Source organism: Parabacteroides sp. AF39-10AC (assembly GCF_003635405.1).
In the GTDB taxonomy this organism is placed as follows: Bacteria; Bacteroidota; Bacteroidia; order Bacteroidales; family Tannerellaceae; genus Parabacteroides; species Parabacteroides distasonis.
The window spans coordinates 85,471-104,288 of the sequence record NZ_QTLP01000006.1; the positions used below are offsets into that span (position 1 = coordinate 85,471).

Annotated in this window: 13 protein-coding genes; 9 read left to right on the top strand and 4 right to left on the bottom strand. The window is 45.7% G+C overall.

All coding sequences use genetic code 11. The annotated features are described in order from the left end of the window. The first annotated feature begins 77 nt into the window (after positions 1-77). The 8 genes from DW033_RS07240 (at position 78) to DW033_RS07270 (ending at position 12,725) form a co-directional block, all read left to right on the top strand. Positions 78-2,720 (top strand): DUF5916 domain-containing protein, encoded by a 2,643-nt coding sequence (locus DW033_RS07240; protein WP_048928038.1) that lies wholly within the window; start codon positions 78-80, stop codon positions 2,718-2,720. Between the two features lie 64 nt (positions 2,721-2,784). After that, positions 2,785-2,946 (top strand): hypothetical protein, encoded by a 162-nt coding sequence (locus DW033_RS24475; protein WP_008778049.1) that lies wholly within the window; start codon positions 2,785-2,787, stop codon positions 2,944-2,946. 496 nt (positions 2,947-3,442) lie between these two features. After that, on the top strand, positions 3,443-6,700 hold the full coding sequence (locus DW033_RS07245) for a TonB-dependent receptor (RefSeq protein ID WP_122382604.1): 3,258 nt from the start codon (positions 3,443-3,445) through the stop codon (positions 6,698-6,700). Between the two features lie 17 nt (positions 6,701-6,717). Further along, positions 6,718-8,517, top strand: coding sequence for a RagB/SusD family nutrient uptake outer membrane protein (locus DW033_RS07250; protein ID WP_005865951.1), 1,800 nt, complete (start codon positions 6,718-6,720; stop codon positions 8,515-8,517). A gap of 32 nt (positions 8,518-8,549) precedes the next feature. Continuing rightward, positions 8,550-9,446: a sugar phosphate isomerase/epimerase gene (locus tag DW033_RS07255; protein ID WP_005865953.1), complete on the top strand. Its 897-nt coding sequence runs from the start codon at positions 8,550-8,552 to the stop codon at positions 9,444-9,446. A 183-nt stretch (positions 9,447-9,629) separates the two neighbouring features. After that, complete coding sequence (locus tag DW033_RS07260; RefSeq protein ID WP_005865954.1) at positions 9,630-9,824, top strand: PspC domain-containing protein; 195 nt, start codon at positions 9,630-9,632, stop codon at positions 9,822-9,824. Between the two features lie 3 nt (positions 9,825-9,827). Further along, positions 9,828-11,849, top strand: a complete 2,022-nt coding sequence (gene uvrB, locus DW033_RS07265; protein ID WP_121960999.1) for an excinuclease ABC subunit UvrB — start codon at positions 9,828-9,830, stop codon at positions 11,847-11,849. A 3-nt stretch (positions 11,850-11,852) separates the two neighbouring features. Further along, on the top strand, positions 11,853-12,725 hold the full coding sequence (locus DW033_RS07270) for an N-acetylmuramoyl-L-alanine amidase-like domain-containing protein (protein WP_122144285.1): 873 nt from the start codon (positions 11,853-11,855) through the stop codon (positions 12,723-12,725). On the opposite strand, the gene DW033_RS07275 is transcribed toward DW033_RS07270, so the two are convergent. Then, positions 12,719-14,923: a DUF5686 family protein gene (locus DW033_RS07275; RefSeq protein ID WP_121960997.1), complete on the bottom strand. Its 2,205-nt coding sequence runs from the start codon at positions 14,921-14,923 to the stop codon at positions 12,719-12,721. The two genes, DW033_RS07270 and DW033_RS07275, sit on opposite strands and share 7 nt — an antisense overlap. Before the next feature lie 213 nt (positions 14,924-15,136). On the opposite strand from DW033_RS07275, the gene DW033_RS07280 reads away from it, so the two are divergent. Next, on the top strand, positions 15,137-15,787 hold the full coding sequence (locus tag DW033_RS07280; RefSeq protein WP_369799702.1) for a Crp/Fnr family transcriptional regulator: 651 nt from the start codon (positions 15,137-15,139) through the stop codon (positions 15,785-15,787). Between the two features lie 62 nt (positions 15,788-15,849). Here DW033_RS07280 and kdsA read toward each other — a convergent pair whose 3' ends face one another. The 3 genes from kdsA to gap form a co-directional block, all read right to left on the bottom strand. Next, positions 15,850-16,653: a 3-deoxy-8-phosphooctulonate synthase gene (kdsA, locus tag DW033_RS07285; RefSeq protein ID WP_044545592.1), complete on the bottom strand. Its 804-nt coding sequence runs from the start codon at positions 16,651-16,653 to the stop codon at positions 15,850-15,852. Beyond that, complete coding sequence (gene miaA, locus DW033_RS07290; RefSeq protein ID WP_005861832.1) at positions 16,650-17,573, bottom strand: tRNA (adenosine(37)-N6)-dimethylallyltransferase MiaA; 924 nt, start codon at positions 17,571-17,573, stop codon at positions 16,650-16,652. Before miaA ends, kdsA begins: the two co-directional genes overlap by 4 nt. A gap of 69 nt (positions 17,574-17,642) precedes the next feature. Then, on the bottom strand, positions 17,643-18,644 hold the full coding sequence (gene gap, locus DW033_RS07295; RefSeq protein ID WP_005861834.1) for a type I glyceraldehyde-3-phosphate dehydrogenase: 1,002 nt from the start codon (positions 18,642-18,644) through the stop codon (positions 17,643-17,645). Between the last annotated feature and the right edge of the window lie 174 nt (positions 18,645-18,818).

An 18,818-nucleotide genomic window follows, 5' to 3' on the forward strand; every position in this document is an offset into this window, starting at 1 on the left:
TCTAAGGAAGATGTGTTCTTTTCTGAAAAGAAGTGCTTATCTTTGAGGCTTATTGTTATCTTATAGTCTAGGCCATTATGAAATATCTGACTCTACTCGTGTTTTTAGGAATCTCGTTGTTGTGCGAAGCCCAGCAAGATTCGATCGTCCCTTTTGAGAAAGCTTATAAGCGTACCTATAATATTCGGAAAGTATCGGGAGTGAAACCTACGATCGACGGTAAGCTGGATGAGGACTTTTGGACGAAGCAAGGCGAATGGTCGGATCGTTTCGTACAGATTATCCCCTATGAGCGGGCGATCACCCAATCTCCGACCCGGGTGAAACTTTTCTATGATGATAAATATATCTATATAGGCGTGTATTGTAAGGACGCCGTGCCGGATAAGATGAATCGTTTTATCGGGAACCGGGATGATAATAGTCTGGGCGATTTGATCAGTGTCGCTTTCGATACCTACCATGATTATCGGGCGGCGCCGGAATTCAATATCAATCTGGGGGGGAATAAGACCGATTTAATCGTTACCGACAAGTTGGATGTCAATAAGAGCTGGAACGCCGTTTGGGAGGGCCGGACGCATATTGATCGGGCGGATTCCAGTTGGACTGCCGAGCTGCGTATCCCGTTCAGCCAGTTGCGTTATAACCAGCGATCGGAGGATGGCGTTTGGGGCTTGCATGTACGCCGTATCATCCGTAGGAATAACGAGGTGCAAAATTGGAGCATGATCCCCTTGAAGAATAACGGACATGTCTTTTCGTTCGGAAACATGAGCGGCATGGACTCTGTTCCCAAGCCTCGCGGCATCGAGTTCTTGCCGTATGTAATGGGTAAATACAGGCAGGAACCCCGGATAGACGGCAGCCCTTATCAAAAAGGGCATAGCTGGGGAGGAAACGTGGGCTTGGACGCTAAGTTCGCCCTCTCGGATTATACGTTGGATATGACGATCAATCCGGATTACGGACAAGTGGAGTTGGATCCCTCCGTAATGAACCTTACGGCTTACGAGACGTTTTACGATGAGAAACGCCCCTTCTTCTTGGAAGGAAAACATATCTTGGATTTTGCGAACGGTAGCGATATGATGTTTTATACCCGTAGGATCGGCGCCTCTCCCTCTTATACGCCACGGGGTATAGACAACGTAGGTAGTTATGCCGAGACGAAAGAGAATGTGCCGATTATTGGTGCTTTGAAACTGACGGGTACGAATAAACGGGGCTTGACGATCGGAGTGATCGAGAGTGTAACGGCACGTTCCTCCTCCAAGGTTACCCGTAATGGGGTGGAGGATGTGGAAGTCGTGGAGCCTTTGACAAACTATACCGTGGCCCGTGTGCAAAAGAACTGGAAGGGGAATACCTTGCTGGGCGGTATGGTGACTTCGGTAAACCGTGCCTTGGATCAGCCTTATCTGGAAGATTTTATGGTGCGTAACGCTTTCACGGCGGGTATTGATTTTACCCAGTATTTCAAGAATCGCCTTTATTATATAGATGTAAAGGGAATGTTGAGTTCCTTGCATGGTAGCGCCGGGGCGATCACGGCTTTGCAGAATAGCGTGGCGCATTATTATCAAAGGGCTTCCTCCGCCGATTATCTGGGGGTGGATCCTACCCGTCGCTCCCTGACCGGAACGGGTGGTTATGTGAAAGTGGGACGGAAAGGAAACGCCAAATGGAACTTCTCGGAGACCTTTACTTGGTCGTCACCCGGTTTCGACTTGAATGATATGGGATATATGAAGGAGACGGATTATCTGATGAATGAGACGGAGATCATGTATCGGCAGACCGATATCTGGAAGATATTCCGGTACAACGCCTTTACCCTGTCCCAAAAGAATATGTGGAATTACGGCGGTACTCCTTTTAGCAACAACGCTTCCTTGCGTTGGCAAAGTATGACGATGAACCGGTATGAATGGGATGTCAAGGAAACCTTCGCTTGGAATTGGCTGGATAGCCGCTTATTGCGAGGGGGACCGGATGTTCGCTTCGGTTCTTATTTCTTAACTTCCGCTAAGTTCAATACCGATAAGGCGAAACGAATGATGTTCATGCTCAAATACGAGGGCGATCATAATTTCGAGGGAAATCGCTTCAATACGATCTCGCCGAGCCTGACCTTCCGCTTGGGAAACCATGTCTATTTGTCCGGGCAACTGGATTACGCATGGAATACGGATGAGATGCAATATGTGGCTACGACGCATCCGCTTGGCGCACGTGGCTCTGCCCCTGCTTATGTTATGGGCCACATGGATCAGAAGACCTATGGTCTCACGCTGAAATTACAAGTGAACGTGACCCCCGATATTTCCATTCAATTCTATGGCGCCCCGTTCACCTCTATCGCTAAATACGATGATTTTAAATTAGCGGCGGATACGAAGTCGCATACCTTTGAGAACCGTTTCCTGCGTATCGATCCGGATCATTTGACGTATGCGGATGGTGTCTACACGCTCGGTGAGGGAGAGGGGCGGATGGCTTTCAACAACCCGGATTTCCGGTTCAACGAGTTCCGTTCCAACTTGGTAGCCCGCTGGGAATACTTGCCCGGCTCCACGCTTTATTTCGTATGGGAACACCGGATGTCCAACCGGGATAACTGGTACTCGCCCGGCTGGGGAAGTAATCTGGATCGTATGTGGGGACTCCCCGCTACGAATACGTTCATGATTAAGATGAATTATTGGTTCAACTTGTAAAATGGAAAATAGGATATGAAATATTGTATATTAGTCATCGTATTATTGCTTTGCTCCTGTTCCGATGTCGATCATTCAGGGGTATCGCTTCTTTCCGCATTGGGGGAATGAGAAGTATTTACTGAAAGAGATCAATGCGGGAATGTTGTGTGAGTATTTTCCTGTACTTTTAGAGTCCAAGGAATTACAAGACCTGTCTCCGGACGATAATCCTATTATTATATGAATTGAAAAAATGAGAGGATGAGTAGGCTTAATTTCACTTCAAAGTCTGAATTTAAATACAACTAATTTGTGTGTAATTTAGCTTGAGATGATAGAGGAATATGTGTGTGTATTCACTTTTGTGTTTGTTCGCCTTTTCTTTGGTGAACCTTGCTATATTCTTTCTGAAAGTGTGAAGCCGGTTTTTTCTCGTTATTTAATTGCCAGATTTGTTCGTGGGTGTAATTACTATCCGCGGATTGGGATCGGATTGTTGATCCTGATCGTGTTGTTTGTTTTTTTGTGGTTTTTATTTATATTTGCAGCCGAAAAAAATGCTTCTCAATACAAACAAGATTTTGAGGCGAGTTAACCTTGATGTTTAATAAATTAAATCTAAAATTTTAGGTATGGTGAGAGATGGATAGAATAGCGTGTGGGTAATCTCATTTAGATGAGATGTTTTCGAAACAATCTATAGTATAATTCAAGTGCAAAAGAGACTTAAATCTAGTTTTATGAATAATAAATATTACTTAGCAACGGTGCTTTTAGTGTTAGGAGCGTTCTCTCCGTTGTATGGTGTGCAAAATACCCCCCCCCCCCATAATTATTCTGTAAATCAGGGTGATATAAGATTTACGGGTACCGTTATTGATGAAGCCGGTATACCTGTGATTGGTGCGAACATTCTTGTAAAAGGGACGACAAACGGAACGATTACCGATATGGATGGTAGGTTTACGTTAATCAATGTCCCTGAAAACGCAATCTTGGTGGTTTCTTATATCGGATATCTAGACCGCGAGATTCCTGTGGCAGGGAAAAGTACGTTGGAAATCCGTTTGAAAGAGGATACACAGAAGTTGGATGAGGTCGTTGTCGTAGGTTATGGCGTGCAGAAAAAAGTGAACATGACCGGGTCTATATCGAACGTGAAAGCAGATGATCTATCAGTGATCCCGAGTACAAACCTTTCAAACTCTTTGGCCGGACGTGCGCCGGGAGCTACGATCACGGGTAACTCTGGTTTGATGGGAGCTAAATCCGAGATCCGTATGCGTGGAGGATTCGGTGATCCTTTGTTCGTTATTGATGGGGTGATTCGCGATAAAGAGGCTTTTGACTTGCTGGAACCTTATGAAATAGACCAAATGAGCTTTTTGAAAGATGCGGCTACCGCCTCAATCTATGGTTCCGCTGCAGGAAATGGTGTCGTGTTGGTAACGACCAAGGGAGGAACGAAAAATCAGAAACCGATATTTAATTACCAAGGTTCTTATGCGTTTAGTAAACCGACTCAGGAATTGTTTGCCGACCGTTGGGATGCGATTGATGATTTGGACTATCAGAATGCGGTAGCTCGTTTCCAAGGTACGCCGCTTCCAAATGGCGAGGAGGAGTATGCCTATTTCCGTGACAATAAGATCAACTATAACGTGAACGATTATATTTGGCAGAATCCCTGGAATACGAAACACTCCTTGAGCGTGAACGGTGGTACGGACAAGGTAAAGTATTATGTGATGGGATCGTTCTTGGCCGAGGAGGGATCGTATGTGTCATTGGCGAATAAGAAATTTTCTTTACGTTCGAACCTTTCTGTCGATTTGACCAAGTATATAACCATGAATGTGAACTTGGATGCGAATCAATCGAACGATAAGCGTTTCTACTGGCCTTTCTCAGACGATGACGACCAAGCGGTGTACGATTTATACCGTTGTACCTTCAACGCAATGAAGACAACGCCGTTTTACTCTTACTTAGACGGAACGCCCGCTAACACCATCACGGACTATCCGATCTATCAAGACTATGGTTCTTGGCAGGGATGGAATCCCGTGGATCAAGTGGTTGGAAACCGTTATTTGAAGACACGTCGGCGTAACTTGAACGGTATCGTTTCGTTTAATATCAACCTTGATTTCATAACGAAAGGTTTGAGCACGAAAGTGATGGCCTCTTATCTGGGCCACGATTACAACCGGAAGCGCTTTATGACCTTCCAGAAAAACTATAAATTCCAGCAAGCGGATCCGCAAGGCAATCGTTTCTTGCCGGCTCCATTGAATCTGAATGAATATAATACCTTCAACTTCTCGCAGAATTACGAGAATCTGGAGTATAAGACTAAACAATTGTGGACCGAGCAATTCAACTGGTTCGTGAATTATGCCAATACGTTCGGTAAGCATGATGTGGCAGCCATGGTGGTATTCGAGCAGGCATCTAATGGTGGCGAGGAGGTATCGGCCAAAGGTGAGTCTCCGCTTACGAATTTAGACCAGATGTTCAACTATTCGTCCGATGCTTTGCGGCGCTGGGGCGAGGCGAAGGAGAAGACCGGAGGGCGCCTTTCTTGGATCGGCCGTTTCAACTATACATTCGATCAGAAGTATATCGCCGAGTTCTCTTTCCGTTACGATGGTAACACCCTCTTCCCGGAAGGTAAGCGTTGGGGCTTTTTCCCCTCAGTGTCCGCCGCATGGCGTATCAGCCAAGAGTCGTTTATGGAGTCGACGTCCGATTGGTTGAGTAATTTGAAGATCCGTGCCTCTTATGGTACGACGGGTAACGATATGGATTTGAGCAAGAACCCGGTAGACAAGGTGGATGCGTTCTCTTATTTGCAAAAGTACAAACTGGGTGAAAAATATATCTTCGGTAATAACTTGGCAAATACGATTGTGGCTGGAGCGACTCCGAACTATGCCTTGACATGGGCAACCTCTACTACTTATAATGGTGGTTTGGATTTTGGTTTCTTCAATAATCGTTTGTCTGGAACGTTCGATGCCTTTTATCGGAAAGAGGTAGATATCCTCGGACCGCGTACGGTGACACTCCCAAGCACGTACGGACAGGCTTTGGCTCCGGAAAACTATGCCGAACGTTCTTGGCGAGGCGGTGAGTTGGCCTTGACTTGGATGGATAAGGCTGCGAATGGCGAGATTACTTACTCCGCCTATTTGAATCTGGGATTCGCACGTGATCGTTGGGATGTATTGGATGAGGATGCCACTTATCGAGAAGGGGGTAACCTGCATGCATTGTCGAAATTGGGCAAGGCTGAGGGAATCTTGACGGGTCTGATCGCCGATCACTTGCTGACGGATCCGGCTGAGGTGGAAGCCTTGAAGGCGAAAGGTTTCAAGCAATTCGGACGAGATCCCTATCTGGGTGGTATCTTGTATAAGGATACGAGAGGTGATGGCTACTCGGAGGGACCAGACGGACGGGTTGATAGCAATGATGAGTATAATTTGTTGAGTGAGAATGGTACGCCGCGTATCAATTATGGTTTTGGCGGTAGTATCAAGTGGAAGGGAATCACGCTGGATGTGCATTTTCAAGGAGTCGGAAAATATGATCGCTTCGTAGGTGGCGTAGATAAAGGTTTCTATCAACATGGTGGTACGATTCGTCCTTATTTCCCGATTTGGACGAGTGATAAAGTGTACGATCCGGAACTTAATCCGGATGGAGTTTATCCACGTATCACGGGTACGAGTTGGTATGAGTCTGGAGCGGGTAATACGAGTTACTGGATGCGTAATGGCGCTTATTTGCGTTTGAAGAATCTGAATATTGGTTACGATTTGCCTATGGCTATTCTTCGTCCGTTAGGAATCACGCATGCTCAGGTATTTGCGAACGCTACTAACTTATTCTGTATTTCAGCTGTGACCGAGTTCTTGGATCCGGAACAGGAATATTATGATTCTTATCCTTTGATGAGAACGTTCTCTTTTGGTCTTAATTTCTCATTCTAAATATAATATAGGAAGATATGAAAATGATTCAATTTAAATACGCGATAATTAGTACAGCCTTTTTGTTAGGTGGAATGACAACAGGCTGTGACACGTTGGATATCGACAACCTAGAGACCTACGATGAGTCTATGGTTTGGGGAGACCTTAATCTGGCTCAGGCTTACGTGAACAATCTGTATGAGGAGTGTTTTGAGGGATGGAGTGTTTCTGCCGACCAAAATTCGGATCAAGTGACGGGTATTCCTTGGTATTTGGGTACGATCACGGAGACCGGGGATAGTTATAAAAAATGGGACTATACCAAGATCCGCCATATCAATGAGGCGATCTTTAAACTGGAGTCTAGCGTGATAGAGGATAAGGATGCTGTGGATTTCATGTTGGGACAAGCCTATTTCATGCGTGCCTATATGTATTATTGGATGGTGTTGCATCATGGTGGCGTACCTTATTTGAAAGTGCCGCAAGATAAAGATAAGGATGATTTGTACGTGAAACGTAACTCTACGCCGGAATGTTTCCAGTTTATGATAGAGGATTTGGATCATGCGATTTCCTTGTTGCCTGCCAAGATTGCTGGTAGTTCCAGTGATTATGGGCGTATAGACCAGTGTTTCGCAAAGTCTTGGAAAGCAAAGACCTTGTTACTGAAAGCTTCTCCTCAGTTCAATCCGAAACGTATGTATGATAACGCATACTGGAAAGAGGCTTACGTGGCGGCTAAGGAGGCGTATGATTTTTGTGTGCAGAATGGCATCGCATTGACTGAGAATCCGGCGGATATTTGGTTACAAGAAAAAGGTCCGGAGGTAATCTTCCCGGTTATTTATTCAAATCCGAACCGTGTCGCTACTTGGGAGTATGGGACGCGTCCGGCTTCCGTGAGCCGTGATAAACCTTATCATAATCCTACTTGGGAATTCGTAAAGGATTTCCCGATGTTGGATGGTAAGCGTTACGACGATCCTACGGGTAAGTATTACGTGGGCGACGAGCAGGCTTTGCTGAAGGCTTTCTGGAAGAATCGCGATCCGCGTTTCAACAGGGCTTGTTTGTATAACGGACGCGAATGGCCGGTTGCTGGTAGACCTGCCGACAACCGTATGTATAATGCCTTGGGTGTGAGCAATGCGGACGATCAATATGGTGTCAATCCGAATGCGGGTGTCAATGCGGCCAACAATGATATTTTTTCTGGAATGTATAATTACAAAGTGTCCGATCTTTCCTTGACACAAGACAAGGTGATGACGTTCGATATTGATTATATCTTGATGCGCTTTGCCGAAGTGATGTTCATCTATGCGGAGGCCGCTAATGAGAACGGGCATTCAGATGTAGCTATCGATTTGTTGAAACAGATCCGCAAGCGTGCGGGTATAGAGGCTGGAGCTGATGGTTTGTATGGCTTGAAGGTGGGTAGCCGTGAGGAGATCCGTCAGGCGATTTTGGATGAGCGTCATATCGAGTTGTGCTATGAGGGACATCGTTTCTGGGACTTGCGCCGTACGCGTAATATGATGATGTTGGCCGGTTGGACAAAACATGGTATCGAGGCGATCGCAGTCAACCCGGATGGCTCGGATATGGACTTGAACATCGCTCGCGACCGGATCGCCAAGAATGAGTTGACTACCGGTGATTTCCGCTACGTAATCCATCAAGTTCCTTATACGGAGGCAGCTGAGCGCCAGTTCGTGATCGAGGAAAGCTTCTATTTCTTCCCGATCAAGAAAACTTACTTGGACGAGAACCCGAATTTGGAGCAGAATAATAATTGGGGAGGTACGTTCAATCCGACTATGGAACAATAATTAATTGATTCTTAGATTGAATAATAAGGAATATGAGCATTAGGAATTATATATGGACGTGCGCGGTGGCTATGGCCTTGATTGGTCCAGTCATGAAGGCGCAGGAACAGATCACGATCGGTGTCATCCAATATGATGTATGCGATATAGACAAGAGCTTCAAAGACCTGCATGAGCAGGGCTTTGGTTCTTGTGAGTTAAATTATAGTGAAAAAAGATTTACGAAGGAATTGGCGGAGCAGGTGAAGGCCGCTTCCAAGAAGCATCGGATCCGGGTAACTACGTTGGTTGGTGTGCCGGGAAGTAAAAGTACGTGGAATTTTCGTCAAGGACCGGCCACGATCGGCCTGGTACCTACTGATGAGCGTTCCGAGAAGTTGGACGTATACCGTAAAATGATCGATTTTTGTGTGCAGGCAGGTATTCCGGCTATGCACTCGCATTTTGGATTTATTCCAGAGGATCCGTCTTCGGTGCAGTATAAGGATTTCATCGAGGTGATGCGTGGCTTGGCTACTTATGCGAAGGAGCGTAATGTCATGATTTATTTCGAGACAGGGCAGGAGACTCCTATCACTTTAATTCGTGCGATCCGGGATATCGGTACGGGTAATTTGTTTATCAATTGTGATTTGGCGAATTTACTAATGTATGGCAAGTCGAACTCCTTGGATGCGGTCAAGTTGTTTGGTAACTTGATTAAGGAGTTCCATGCGAAGGATGGCAAGTATCCGGATCCTGGCAATCCGTATGAGCTGGGCCGTGAGGTACCGATCCCTACGGGCGATGTAGATTTCCCTGCTGTGATCGCTGAGTTGAAAAAACAAGGATTCAAGGGCGCTATAACAATTGAATGTGAGCTGAATGGTACTCGCCATGATTATGTGATCCAAACTCGTAAATATTTGCAAGAGTTGCTGGAACGATAGGCTGCTTAACCGCAATTGTAAGCGGTGTTGAATGCCCATTGTAAGTGCTTTATAATGCCCATTATAAAGAGCCTGCAATGGGCATTGTCGTAATTGTAAGAATTATCGACTGGAGTTGTTATTTTATTAGAAGGAAAAAATTATCTTTGCGTGTATACTGTCTAATTGTTAAAATAGAGGATAATGGAAGAGAAGAAAAGATTGACTCGTTCGGATGATAAGATGATAGGTGGCGTTTGTGCCGGTCTTGCGGAATACTTGGATATCGATCCGACGATCGTACGGATCGTATGGGTATTGATGGTTCTTTTCGCCGGATTCGGTATACTGCTTTACGTCATATTATGGTTGATAATGCCTAAACAACAGATCGGATAAAGAATGAATTTTGAAATATCGTCTTCGTTCAGTCCCACGGGTGACCAACCCGAGGCGATTGCGGCATTGTCGGAAGGGATCAAGAACGGCGTTCCTTTCCAGACACTTTTAGGTGTTACCGGTTCGGGTAAGACGTTTACGATCGCTAACGTGATAAAGGAAGTTCAGAGACCGACCTTGATACTCAGTCATAATAAGACGCTTGCCGCCCAGTTGTACAGTGAGTTTAAAGCGTTTTTCCCCAATAATGCGGTAGAGTACTTTGTCTCTTATTATGATTATTACCAACCGGAGGCCTATCTACCTTCTACCGATACCTATATAGAGAAAGACTTGGCGATCAATGAGGAGATCGATAAGCTGCGTTTGAGGGCTACGGCTTCCTTATTGTCGGGTCGTAAGGACGTGATCGTGGTCTCATCCGTATCCTGCTTGTATGGTATGGCGGATCCTACGGCTTTCGCCGAGAAAGTGACGCATCTGGAACGGGGTATGCGTATCGACCGGGATAAGTTGTTGCGCCGGTTTGTAGACGCCCTGTACGTGAATAATAAGCTGGAGTTCAAAAGCGGCTGTTTCCGTGTGAATGGCGATACGGTGGATATTTTCCCGGCGATCGAGACCTTCGACGGCATGGCGTACCGTATCGAGTTCTGGGATGATGAGATAGACCGCATCTCCTCTTTCAATCCGTTGACAGGCGAGGAGTATGATGAGCAAGATGAGCTGAATATTTATCCTACCAATTTATTCGTGACCACCCAAGAGCGTATCAATACGGCGATCGGTCAGATCGATGTGGATCTGGGGACGCAGGTGAATTTCCTCAAGGAGATCGGTAAGCCCTTCGAGGCGAAACGCCTGTATGAGCGTGTCACGTTTGATCTGGAAATGATCCGGGAGCTAGGGCATTGCTCGGGTATCGAGAACTATTCCCGTTATTTCGACGGACGCGCGGCGGGAGATCGTCCTTTCTGCCTGTTGGACTATTTCCCGAAAGACTTCATGCTAGTCGTAGACGAGAGCCATGTGACGATCCCGCAGATTCGTGCGATGTATGGCGGGGATTATGCCCGGAAGAAAAACTTGGTGGAGTATGGTTTCCGTTTGCCCTCGGCGATGGATAACCGTCCGCTTACCTTCGATGAGTTCGAGTCGTTGACGCCTCTAGGCATTTATGTGAGCGCTACTCCCGCCGATTACGAGTTGATAAAGAGCGAGGGAGTGGTGGTGGAGCAGGTGATACGTCCGACAGGCCTGCTGGACCCGATTATCGATGTCCGTCCTTCATTAAACCAAATCGACGACTTGATGGAGGAGATCACGCAGCGCTCGGCAAAAGACGAACGAGTCTTGGTGACTACCTTGACCAAGCGTATGGCGGAAGAGCTGACTACGTATATGACCCGCATGGGGGTACGATGCAACTATATACATAGCGATGTAGATACCTTGGAGCGGGTACAGATTATGGACGACCTGCGGAATGGCCTGTTTGACGTGCTGATCGGTGTCAACCTGCTACGCGAGGGGCTGGACTTACCGGAAGTCTCGTTGGTCGCTATCTTGGATGCGGATAAGGAAGGCTTTTTGCGTTCCCACCGATCCTTGACACAGACAGCCGGACGTGCCGCCCGAAACGTGAACGGAAAGGTTATCTTCTATGCCGATAAGATCACGGCGAGTATGCGACAGACCATGGACGAGACCAATCGCCGGCGGGAGAAACAGATGGCTTATAACGAGGCGCATGGCATTACTCCGAAGCAAGTCATGAAAAACAGTGTATCCATGCTTGCCGAGAAACAACAAACGGCGGAGCCTTACGCTTATATAGAGCCGGAACCAAGCTTGGTAGCGGACCCGGTCGTGCAATACATGAACCGTACGCAGCTTGAGAAGGCGATCGAGCGGACTCGCAAACAGATGACAGAGGCGGCGAAGAAACTGGATTTCATCGAGGCTGCCCAATTCCGTGACGAGCTGGTGAAATTGGAGGATTTACTGAAAACGAAAAAGGATTAGCTTATGAGAAGGGGAATGCTACTGCTCGGTTTTTGGGTGTGTGTATGTATGGTGTTTTTAGTGAACGCCCAAGAGCATACATCCCGTAAATTGTATTGTACGGATGAGGATCGTGCTATTTTCGATCGGTATTGTACTCAGATGGAACCTAAGAAGTCGTTACCCCTAGACGAGCTAATGATCCATACCGCCCTTTTCTTCCGGGGGACTCCTTATGTCGCCTCTACCTTGGAAAAGGAGCCGGAGGGCTTGGTGGTCAATCTGCGGGAATTGGATTGCACCACATTCGCGGAGACCGTATTGGCTTTATCCCGTACCCTGCGAGAGGAAAAAACTACCTTTGAGAACTTCTGTGAGAATCTACAACGGCTCCGGTACAGAGAGGGTACGATAGGGGATTACACAGATCGTTTGCATTATATGACGGACTGGTTCTATGAGAATGAGCGAAAAGGAATCGTGAAAGATATGGGGAGGGAAATCGGTGGTGCCTCCCTACCTTTGGATTTATCTTTTATCTCTACGCATCCGGATAGCTATAAGCAACTGAAGAACCATCCGGAAAGAGTTCGAAGGATGGCCGATAAGGAAAAGGAGATAAACCTACGTCCTCATTATTATGTGCCTAAACAGGAGATCGAGAAATGTTCGTCCGGAATCAAGAATGGCGATATCCTCTGTTTTGTTACTTCTATCAAGGGGCTGGACGTGACGCATGTCGGGATCGCCTATTGGAAGGATGGACAACTGACATTTATCCATGCCTCTTCTTCCGCTAAAAAGGGAATCATCCAAGCATCCTCCTTACGAGATTACGCCGAGGGGATAAAGAGCTGTAAAGGGATATTGGTAGCCCGCCCACTATCGATTCATTGAAATAACTCGAAGGCAAACTTGAATCCCATGCTTTGGTAATGCCAGCGATCGAATCCGGCGAATATCCCGATATTAAAGATATGGTTCCCGATCCCGTATCCGACTTCCGTATAGCTAGGCAAGACCGGTGTCCATAGCTGGCTCCAATAAAAGCGTTCGGAGAGGATATAGCGTGAGGCCGTTTGCATGAACTTTTTCGTGGAGTTGATGCGGAGAACCTTAAATAAGATAAAAGGGCTTTCATACATGAAATGTGCTTGTATATACTTATCGGAGGCATTGAACCACTCGCCTTTCAGTAGATTGAAGACTCCGCCAATCTGATCATCCCACGTATCGGGGAAATTCCTGCGGGTGAAATACCTAAAGTCTGCGAAATAGGTAGACTTCTGTTGTGTATAAAGACCGGCGCTGATATGATAGTTCAATCGTCTGCACAGGCCAAGCATAAGGCTTTGATGCACGTCCGCCTCTATACGTCCGTAATCTCCTGAGCTTTTCCCGACTCCGGGGATACCTCTCGCTATTTCGATTGATATCGTGGGATAGTAAGAATAGACATACTCCTTCCGGTATCCGTCCATGCGATAATATTGGCGGGGGGTATAGGAGAAACCGAGCGTGGGCGTAAAGTCATTATAATTTTGACTAAGTATTTCCTCTACATCATCCCCGGGATCAATCGCCACTTTCTTTTTAGAGGGGATACGGCGATGGTAAGAGATGCCTGTTGTTAATTGAAACCCATTGAATAACTCGATGGAGTTTTTTATTTCCGCATAGTAATGTTTGAAATACTCAAGGTTTAAATCATCGAAATTGAAGGTGGAATCCTTCAATTCCTCATTGATCTTTTGGGTGATCTCGGAAGAATAACTCTCATTACTGTTTCCTACTTCTACCGATAAGATTCCCCGTTTCTGCGGCGAGTATTCCCAATCGCCTCCGACCTTGAAAAATATCTGCTTGCGCTTGAATACGTAACCAATCTCCGGACGGAAACGAATCTGTTTGTCACGGGCGAATGTCTTGCTGATACGGAATCGCTGTTTGTAAGTGATGCCGTTACGGGCGGAATAACCCAATTGGAACGGATTTAGAAAGCCGGAATATTTAATACGGGTCGTTTTATAATCCATATTGACCGTATTCGTCAACTGCTCCGTTAGCTTAACGTACTTCTGGAGATCATCGGCCGTATCGATTTTACTTATATTCTGCTCTTGGGCTTTACTATATAAGTGGGTTTCATCCGGACTCAAGGGATTGTCACGATGGATATTCCAATACGTGGAATCCCTGATAATAGGAACCGTATCGGACGAGAGTTTGTAATAATTGGTCAGGTCCAAGGATTTCCATTTATGGCTTTCGTTGTCCTCCTCCACCCATTCCACTTCCTGATACTTAAAGGAAGAATGGTAGGTGGTTGCCACTGCGTTTCCCAATACCCTGTATCGGAGGAATAGATCCGCCTTCTCGGGTAGGATGAACCGTCTGAAATCCCGTCCGTAGCTCATGACTAGGTTGAATTCGGCGAAAGAGTAACGACCGTTCATATCGATCTTGTCGATCGTCCATGACTGGTCGATGACATATAGATCCCCGCATACCAATTTCTGGCTCCATTGCTTCGGTAGGAAACGGATTTTGTAAATCGTCAAGCCGTTGATAGTCTCCAGCCCTTCCAAGTTGAACGTATAAAACTTAAAAGCGTTGCTAGCTATCGGCATGAAGATAGCATCATCGTAAGCGGTAGGGGAGTATACGTTCAAATTCAAGAAGGCCAAGGCCTCCTGCTGCTTTTTCCCGTTGGGTATGCTGTTTCCGTTGACCGCCTTTAGATCATGAAGATAATTCTGCGGGGCGTTAAATTTAGATTGACAGACCATTTCAAAAAGCATATCCTTATTTTTCCGGTCGATAGGAAAGATATGATGGGCGAGACGTATTAACATATTTTGTTTTAAAATTTCTGTACGTCCTTTGATATAAATCTCAGCCTCGTATTTCGATACCGTATTTTGGTATTGGGCCGCTTTTTCGATGACAAGGTGCATGATCGAGTCCGCCCGTTCTCTCGTTTCTCGATTCCCCTTGCCAAAAGACAGGATCTTATCACTATAAGTATCAGTGCTCTTTGCGAAAATACTTATAGAGATTAAAATCAAGGTAAGTATCGAATATAACTTTTTCAACGATTTTACATTCTTTCCAGACAAACATAATGAATAAATTTCAGTTTAGACGTGAAAGAAAGTAAAATGTTACAATATGGTGTAATTAATCGTACAAAAGTTTTTATTTTTTCAAAAGAAAAATCGTATATTTGTGCTTCATAAGTATGTTATATAGCAGTCGTGGTTAAACAGCAAAAAGAAGAGGTCGATTTATCGGCCAGTTTATCAGAGGTGTGGAGGGTTCTGACCGATAAGGAACGTGAGATCCTCCGTAGTAATTCGACGATCCAGCATTTCAAACGTAACGAGTTGATTTATTGCGAGGGCGACGAACCAAAGGACATGATGTGCTTGTTAAAGGGTAAAGTGAAGATTTACAAGGATGGAGTAGGTGGCAGAAGCCAGATTATCCGAATGATTAAGCCTGTGCAGTATTTTGGTTACCGGGCTAGTTTCGCTCAAGAAGATTACTTGACGAACGCTTCCGCATTCGAGGCTTCTACGGTTTGCATGATTCCTATGACAGTGGTTACGGGCCTTTTAATGAGCAATCCGAATTTGGCTATGTTTTTCATCCGACAATTATCCATTGATCTCGGTATCTCGGATGAACGTACGGTTAACCTTACGCAAAAACATATTCGTGGGCGATTAGCTGAATCTTTGTTATTCCTGAAAGATAGTTACGGGTTGGAAGAAGACGGTGCTACGTTAAGCATCTATTTGGCTCGTGAAGATCTGGCAAATCTATCTAATATGACTACATCGAATGCTATTCGCACGTTGTCCACCTTTGTGGCGGAACGTATCATTGCTTTAGACGGTAGAAAGATTAAGTTGATAGATGAAGATCGGTTGAAGAAGATCAGCAAGATGGGATAATTAGATTATTGATCGTAAAAATAAGAAATAAAGGGGCCTTTTTAGTAAGGGCCCCTTATTTTTTATAGGATCGCTTGGCGTAGACGTACCAAACGTGTCAAAAGATCTTCCAATAAATCCAGTTTTAGCATATTGGCCCCGTCGGATTTGGCTTGGCTTGGTTCCGGGTGGGTCTCTATAAACAGGCCGTCCGTGCCTACGGCTATAGCGGCTTTCGCTATCGTCTCGATAAGGGCGGGCAATCCACCGGTCACGCCGGAGGTTTGGTTCGGTTGCTGCAAGGAATGGGTTACATCCATAATGACTGGGAAACCGAATGTTTGCATTTGCGGGATACCCCGGAAATCGACAACAAGGTCGGTATAGCCGAATGTCGTTCCCCGCTCGGTGATCATGACATTATCATTTCCTGCGTCCACTACCTTTTGTACGGCGAATTGCATGGCACCCGGCGAAAGGAACTGTCCTTTCTTTATATTGACGATCTTCCCGGTCTCGGCCGCCGCTACCAATAAATCCGTTTGGCGGCATAGGAAAGCCGGGATTTGAAGGACATCGACATATTCGGCGGCCATGGCAGCTTCCGTTGTCTCATGGATGTCGGTAACGGTGGGAATATTGAACGTCTCGCCCACCTTCCGTAAGATCTTTAACGCCTTCTCATCCCCGATGCCCGTAAAAGAATCCAGACGGGAGCGATTCGCTTTCCGATAGGAGCCTTTGAATACATAGGGTATATGCAGTCTTTCCGTGATACCCACTATTTTCTCGGCGATACGTAACGCCATATCTTCCCCCTCGATTACGCAAGGACCTGCCATCAAGAAGAAGTTCTCGCTTTTATTTAGATCGTTTATTGTTATCATAGCTGATTATTTAGAATTCGCATTGTTGTCGCTATTTTTTCTTCGGTCGGTAGGGTGGCGTCTATCCAATGAATCTCGCAACCCCGGCGTTCCATGCCCCGGAACCAAGTCATTTGCCTCTTGGCGAATTGATGGATCGCTATCTCGAGTTGCGAGACCATCTCCTCAAAAGAAAGCTCCCCGATAATATATAAAGTAAGAAACTTATATTCCAATCCGTAATAGATCAAGTCCTCCGGTTTAACACCCGTAGCCAAGATCGTACGAACCTCATCCACCATTCCTTCGTCCAACCGGGTCCGCAAGCGTCTGGATATTTTTTCCCTACGTAATTCCCGGTCGATGTGGATACCGATGATCAGGCTGTTGATCGGATTATATTCATTTACGTCTGGTGCCTGAGTCTTATAATACTCCTCGATCTCGATCGCACGGATAGCCCGCTGGGCGGTGTCCACGTCCGTTTTATTATGTAATATCTTATAAGAGGCGAGGATGGTTTCCAGCTCCTCCAAGGTTTTATTCCTCAAGGATTCCCTTAGCTCAGGATTTTGAGGCACGTCTAATAGCTTATATCCTTTTAATACGGCCTCTATGTACATCCCGGTTCCTCCGCATAAGATCGGGAGTTTACCCCTCCGCTTCATATCCTCATAGACCCGGAAAAAGTCATGCTGATACTCAAATACGTTATATTTATAGCCGGGCTCGCAGATATCGATCAAGTGATAGGGGATTTGTTTTCCATTCACGTTGTAATCGGCCAAATCCTTACCCGTCCCGATATCCATAGAACGATAGATCTGCCGGGAATCAGCGCTGATGATCTCCGTATCCAACTGGGCGGCGAGAGCGGCGGCGAAGGTCGTCTTTCCGGAAGCCGTAGGCCCTAGAATCGTGATAAGTTCATATGATTTCATGATACAAACGTACGAAAAAAAAGGCCATCCTCAAAGAGGATAGCCTTTTCTATGTAGAGTGGTAATAAATTACTTACCAGCGATAACGCGAGCCATCTCACAAACTTTGTTTGAATAACCCCACTCGTTGTCGTACCAAGATACGATCTTAGCGAAGTTAGAATCCAAAGAGATACCAGCTTTAGCGTCGAAGATAGAAGTGTTAGCACAGCCACGGAAGTCAGTTGAAACAACTGCGTCTTCAGTATAACCAAGAACACCTTTCAATTCGCCTTCAGAAGCTTCCTTCATTGCAGCGCAGATGTCAGCCATAGAAGCCTCTTTCTCAAGAACTACTGTCAAGTCAACAACAGAAACATCAGAAGTCGGTACACGGAAAGCCATACCTGTCAATTTGCCGTTCAATACAGGTAATACTTTACCTACAGCCTTAGCGGCACCCGTTGAAGAAGGGATGATGTTCTCAAGGATACCACGACCACCTCTCCAGTCTTTCTTAGAAGGACCGTCTACAGTCTTCTGAGTAGCTGTAGCAGCGTGAACTGTCGTCATCAAACCTTTAACGATACCGAACTTGTCGTTCAAAACCTTAGCGATAGGAGCCAAGCAGTTTGTAGTACAAGAAGCGTTAGAGATAATGTCTTGACCTGCGTAAGTTGTATGGTTAACACCGTAAACGAACATAGGAGTAGCGTCCTTAGAAGGAGCAGACATGATAACTTTCTTAGCGCCAGCTTGGATGTGCTTGCGAGCTGTCTCGTCTGTCAAGAAGAAACCAGTAGACTCAACAACAACGTCAGCGTCAACCTCGTTCCATTTCAAGTTAGCAGGATCCATCTCAGCAGTTAAACGGATCTTGTTACCGTTTACAACCAAAGCGCCGTCTTCTACAGCTACTTCGCCGTCGAAACGACCGTGTACTGAGTCATATTTCAACATGTATGCCAAGTAATCAGCATCCAAAAGGTCGTTGATACCTACAACTTGAATATCGTTGCCAAAGTTAGCAACTGCAGCACGGAACACCATACGTCCGATACGGCCAAAACCGTTAATACCTAGTTTGATCATTGTAATAAAACTTTTTATGGGTTTATTAATAATAAGTCTTTATTTTTATCTCTTATCCATCGCAAGGAGTAGATATTCATTTTATCCTTGCTTTAACGACTGCAAATGTAGTCATGTTTTTTGTATTGAGCCTTATAATATAGCGAGAAAAAAACTGCCCTCTAACATAAATTA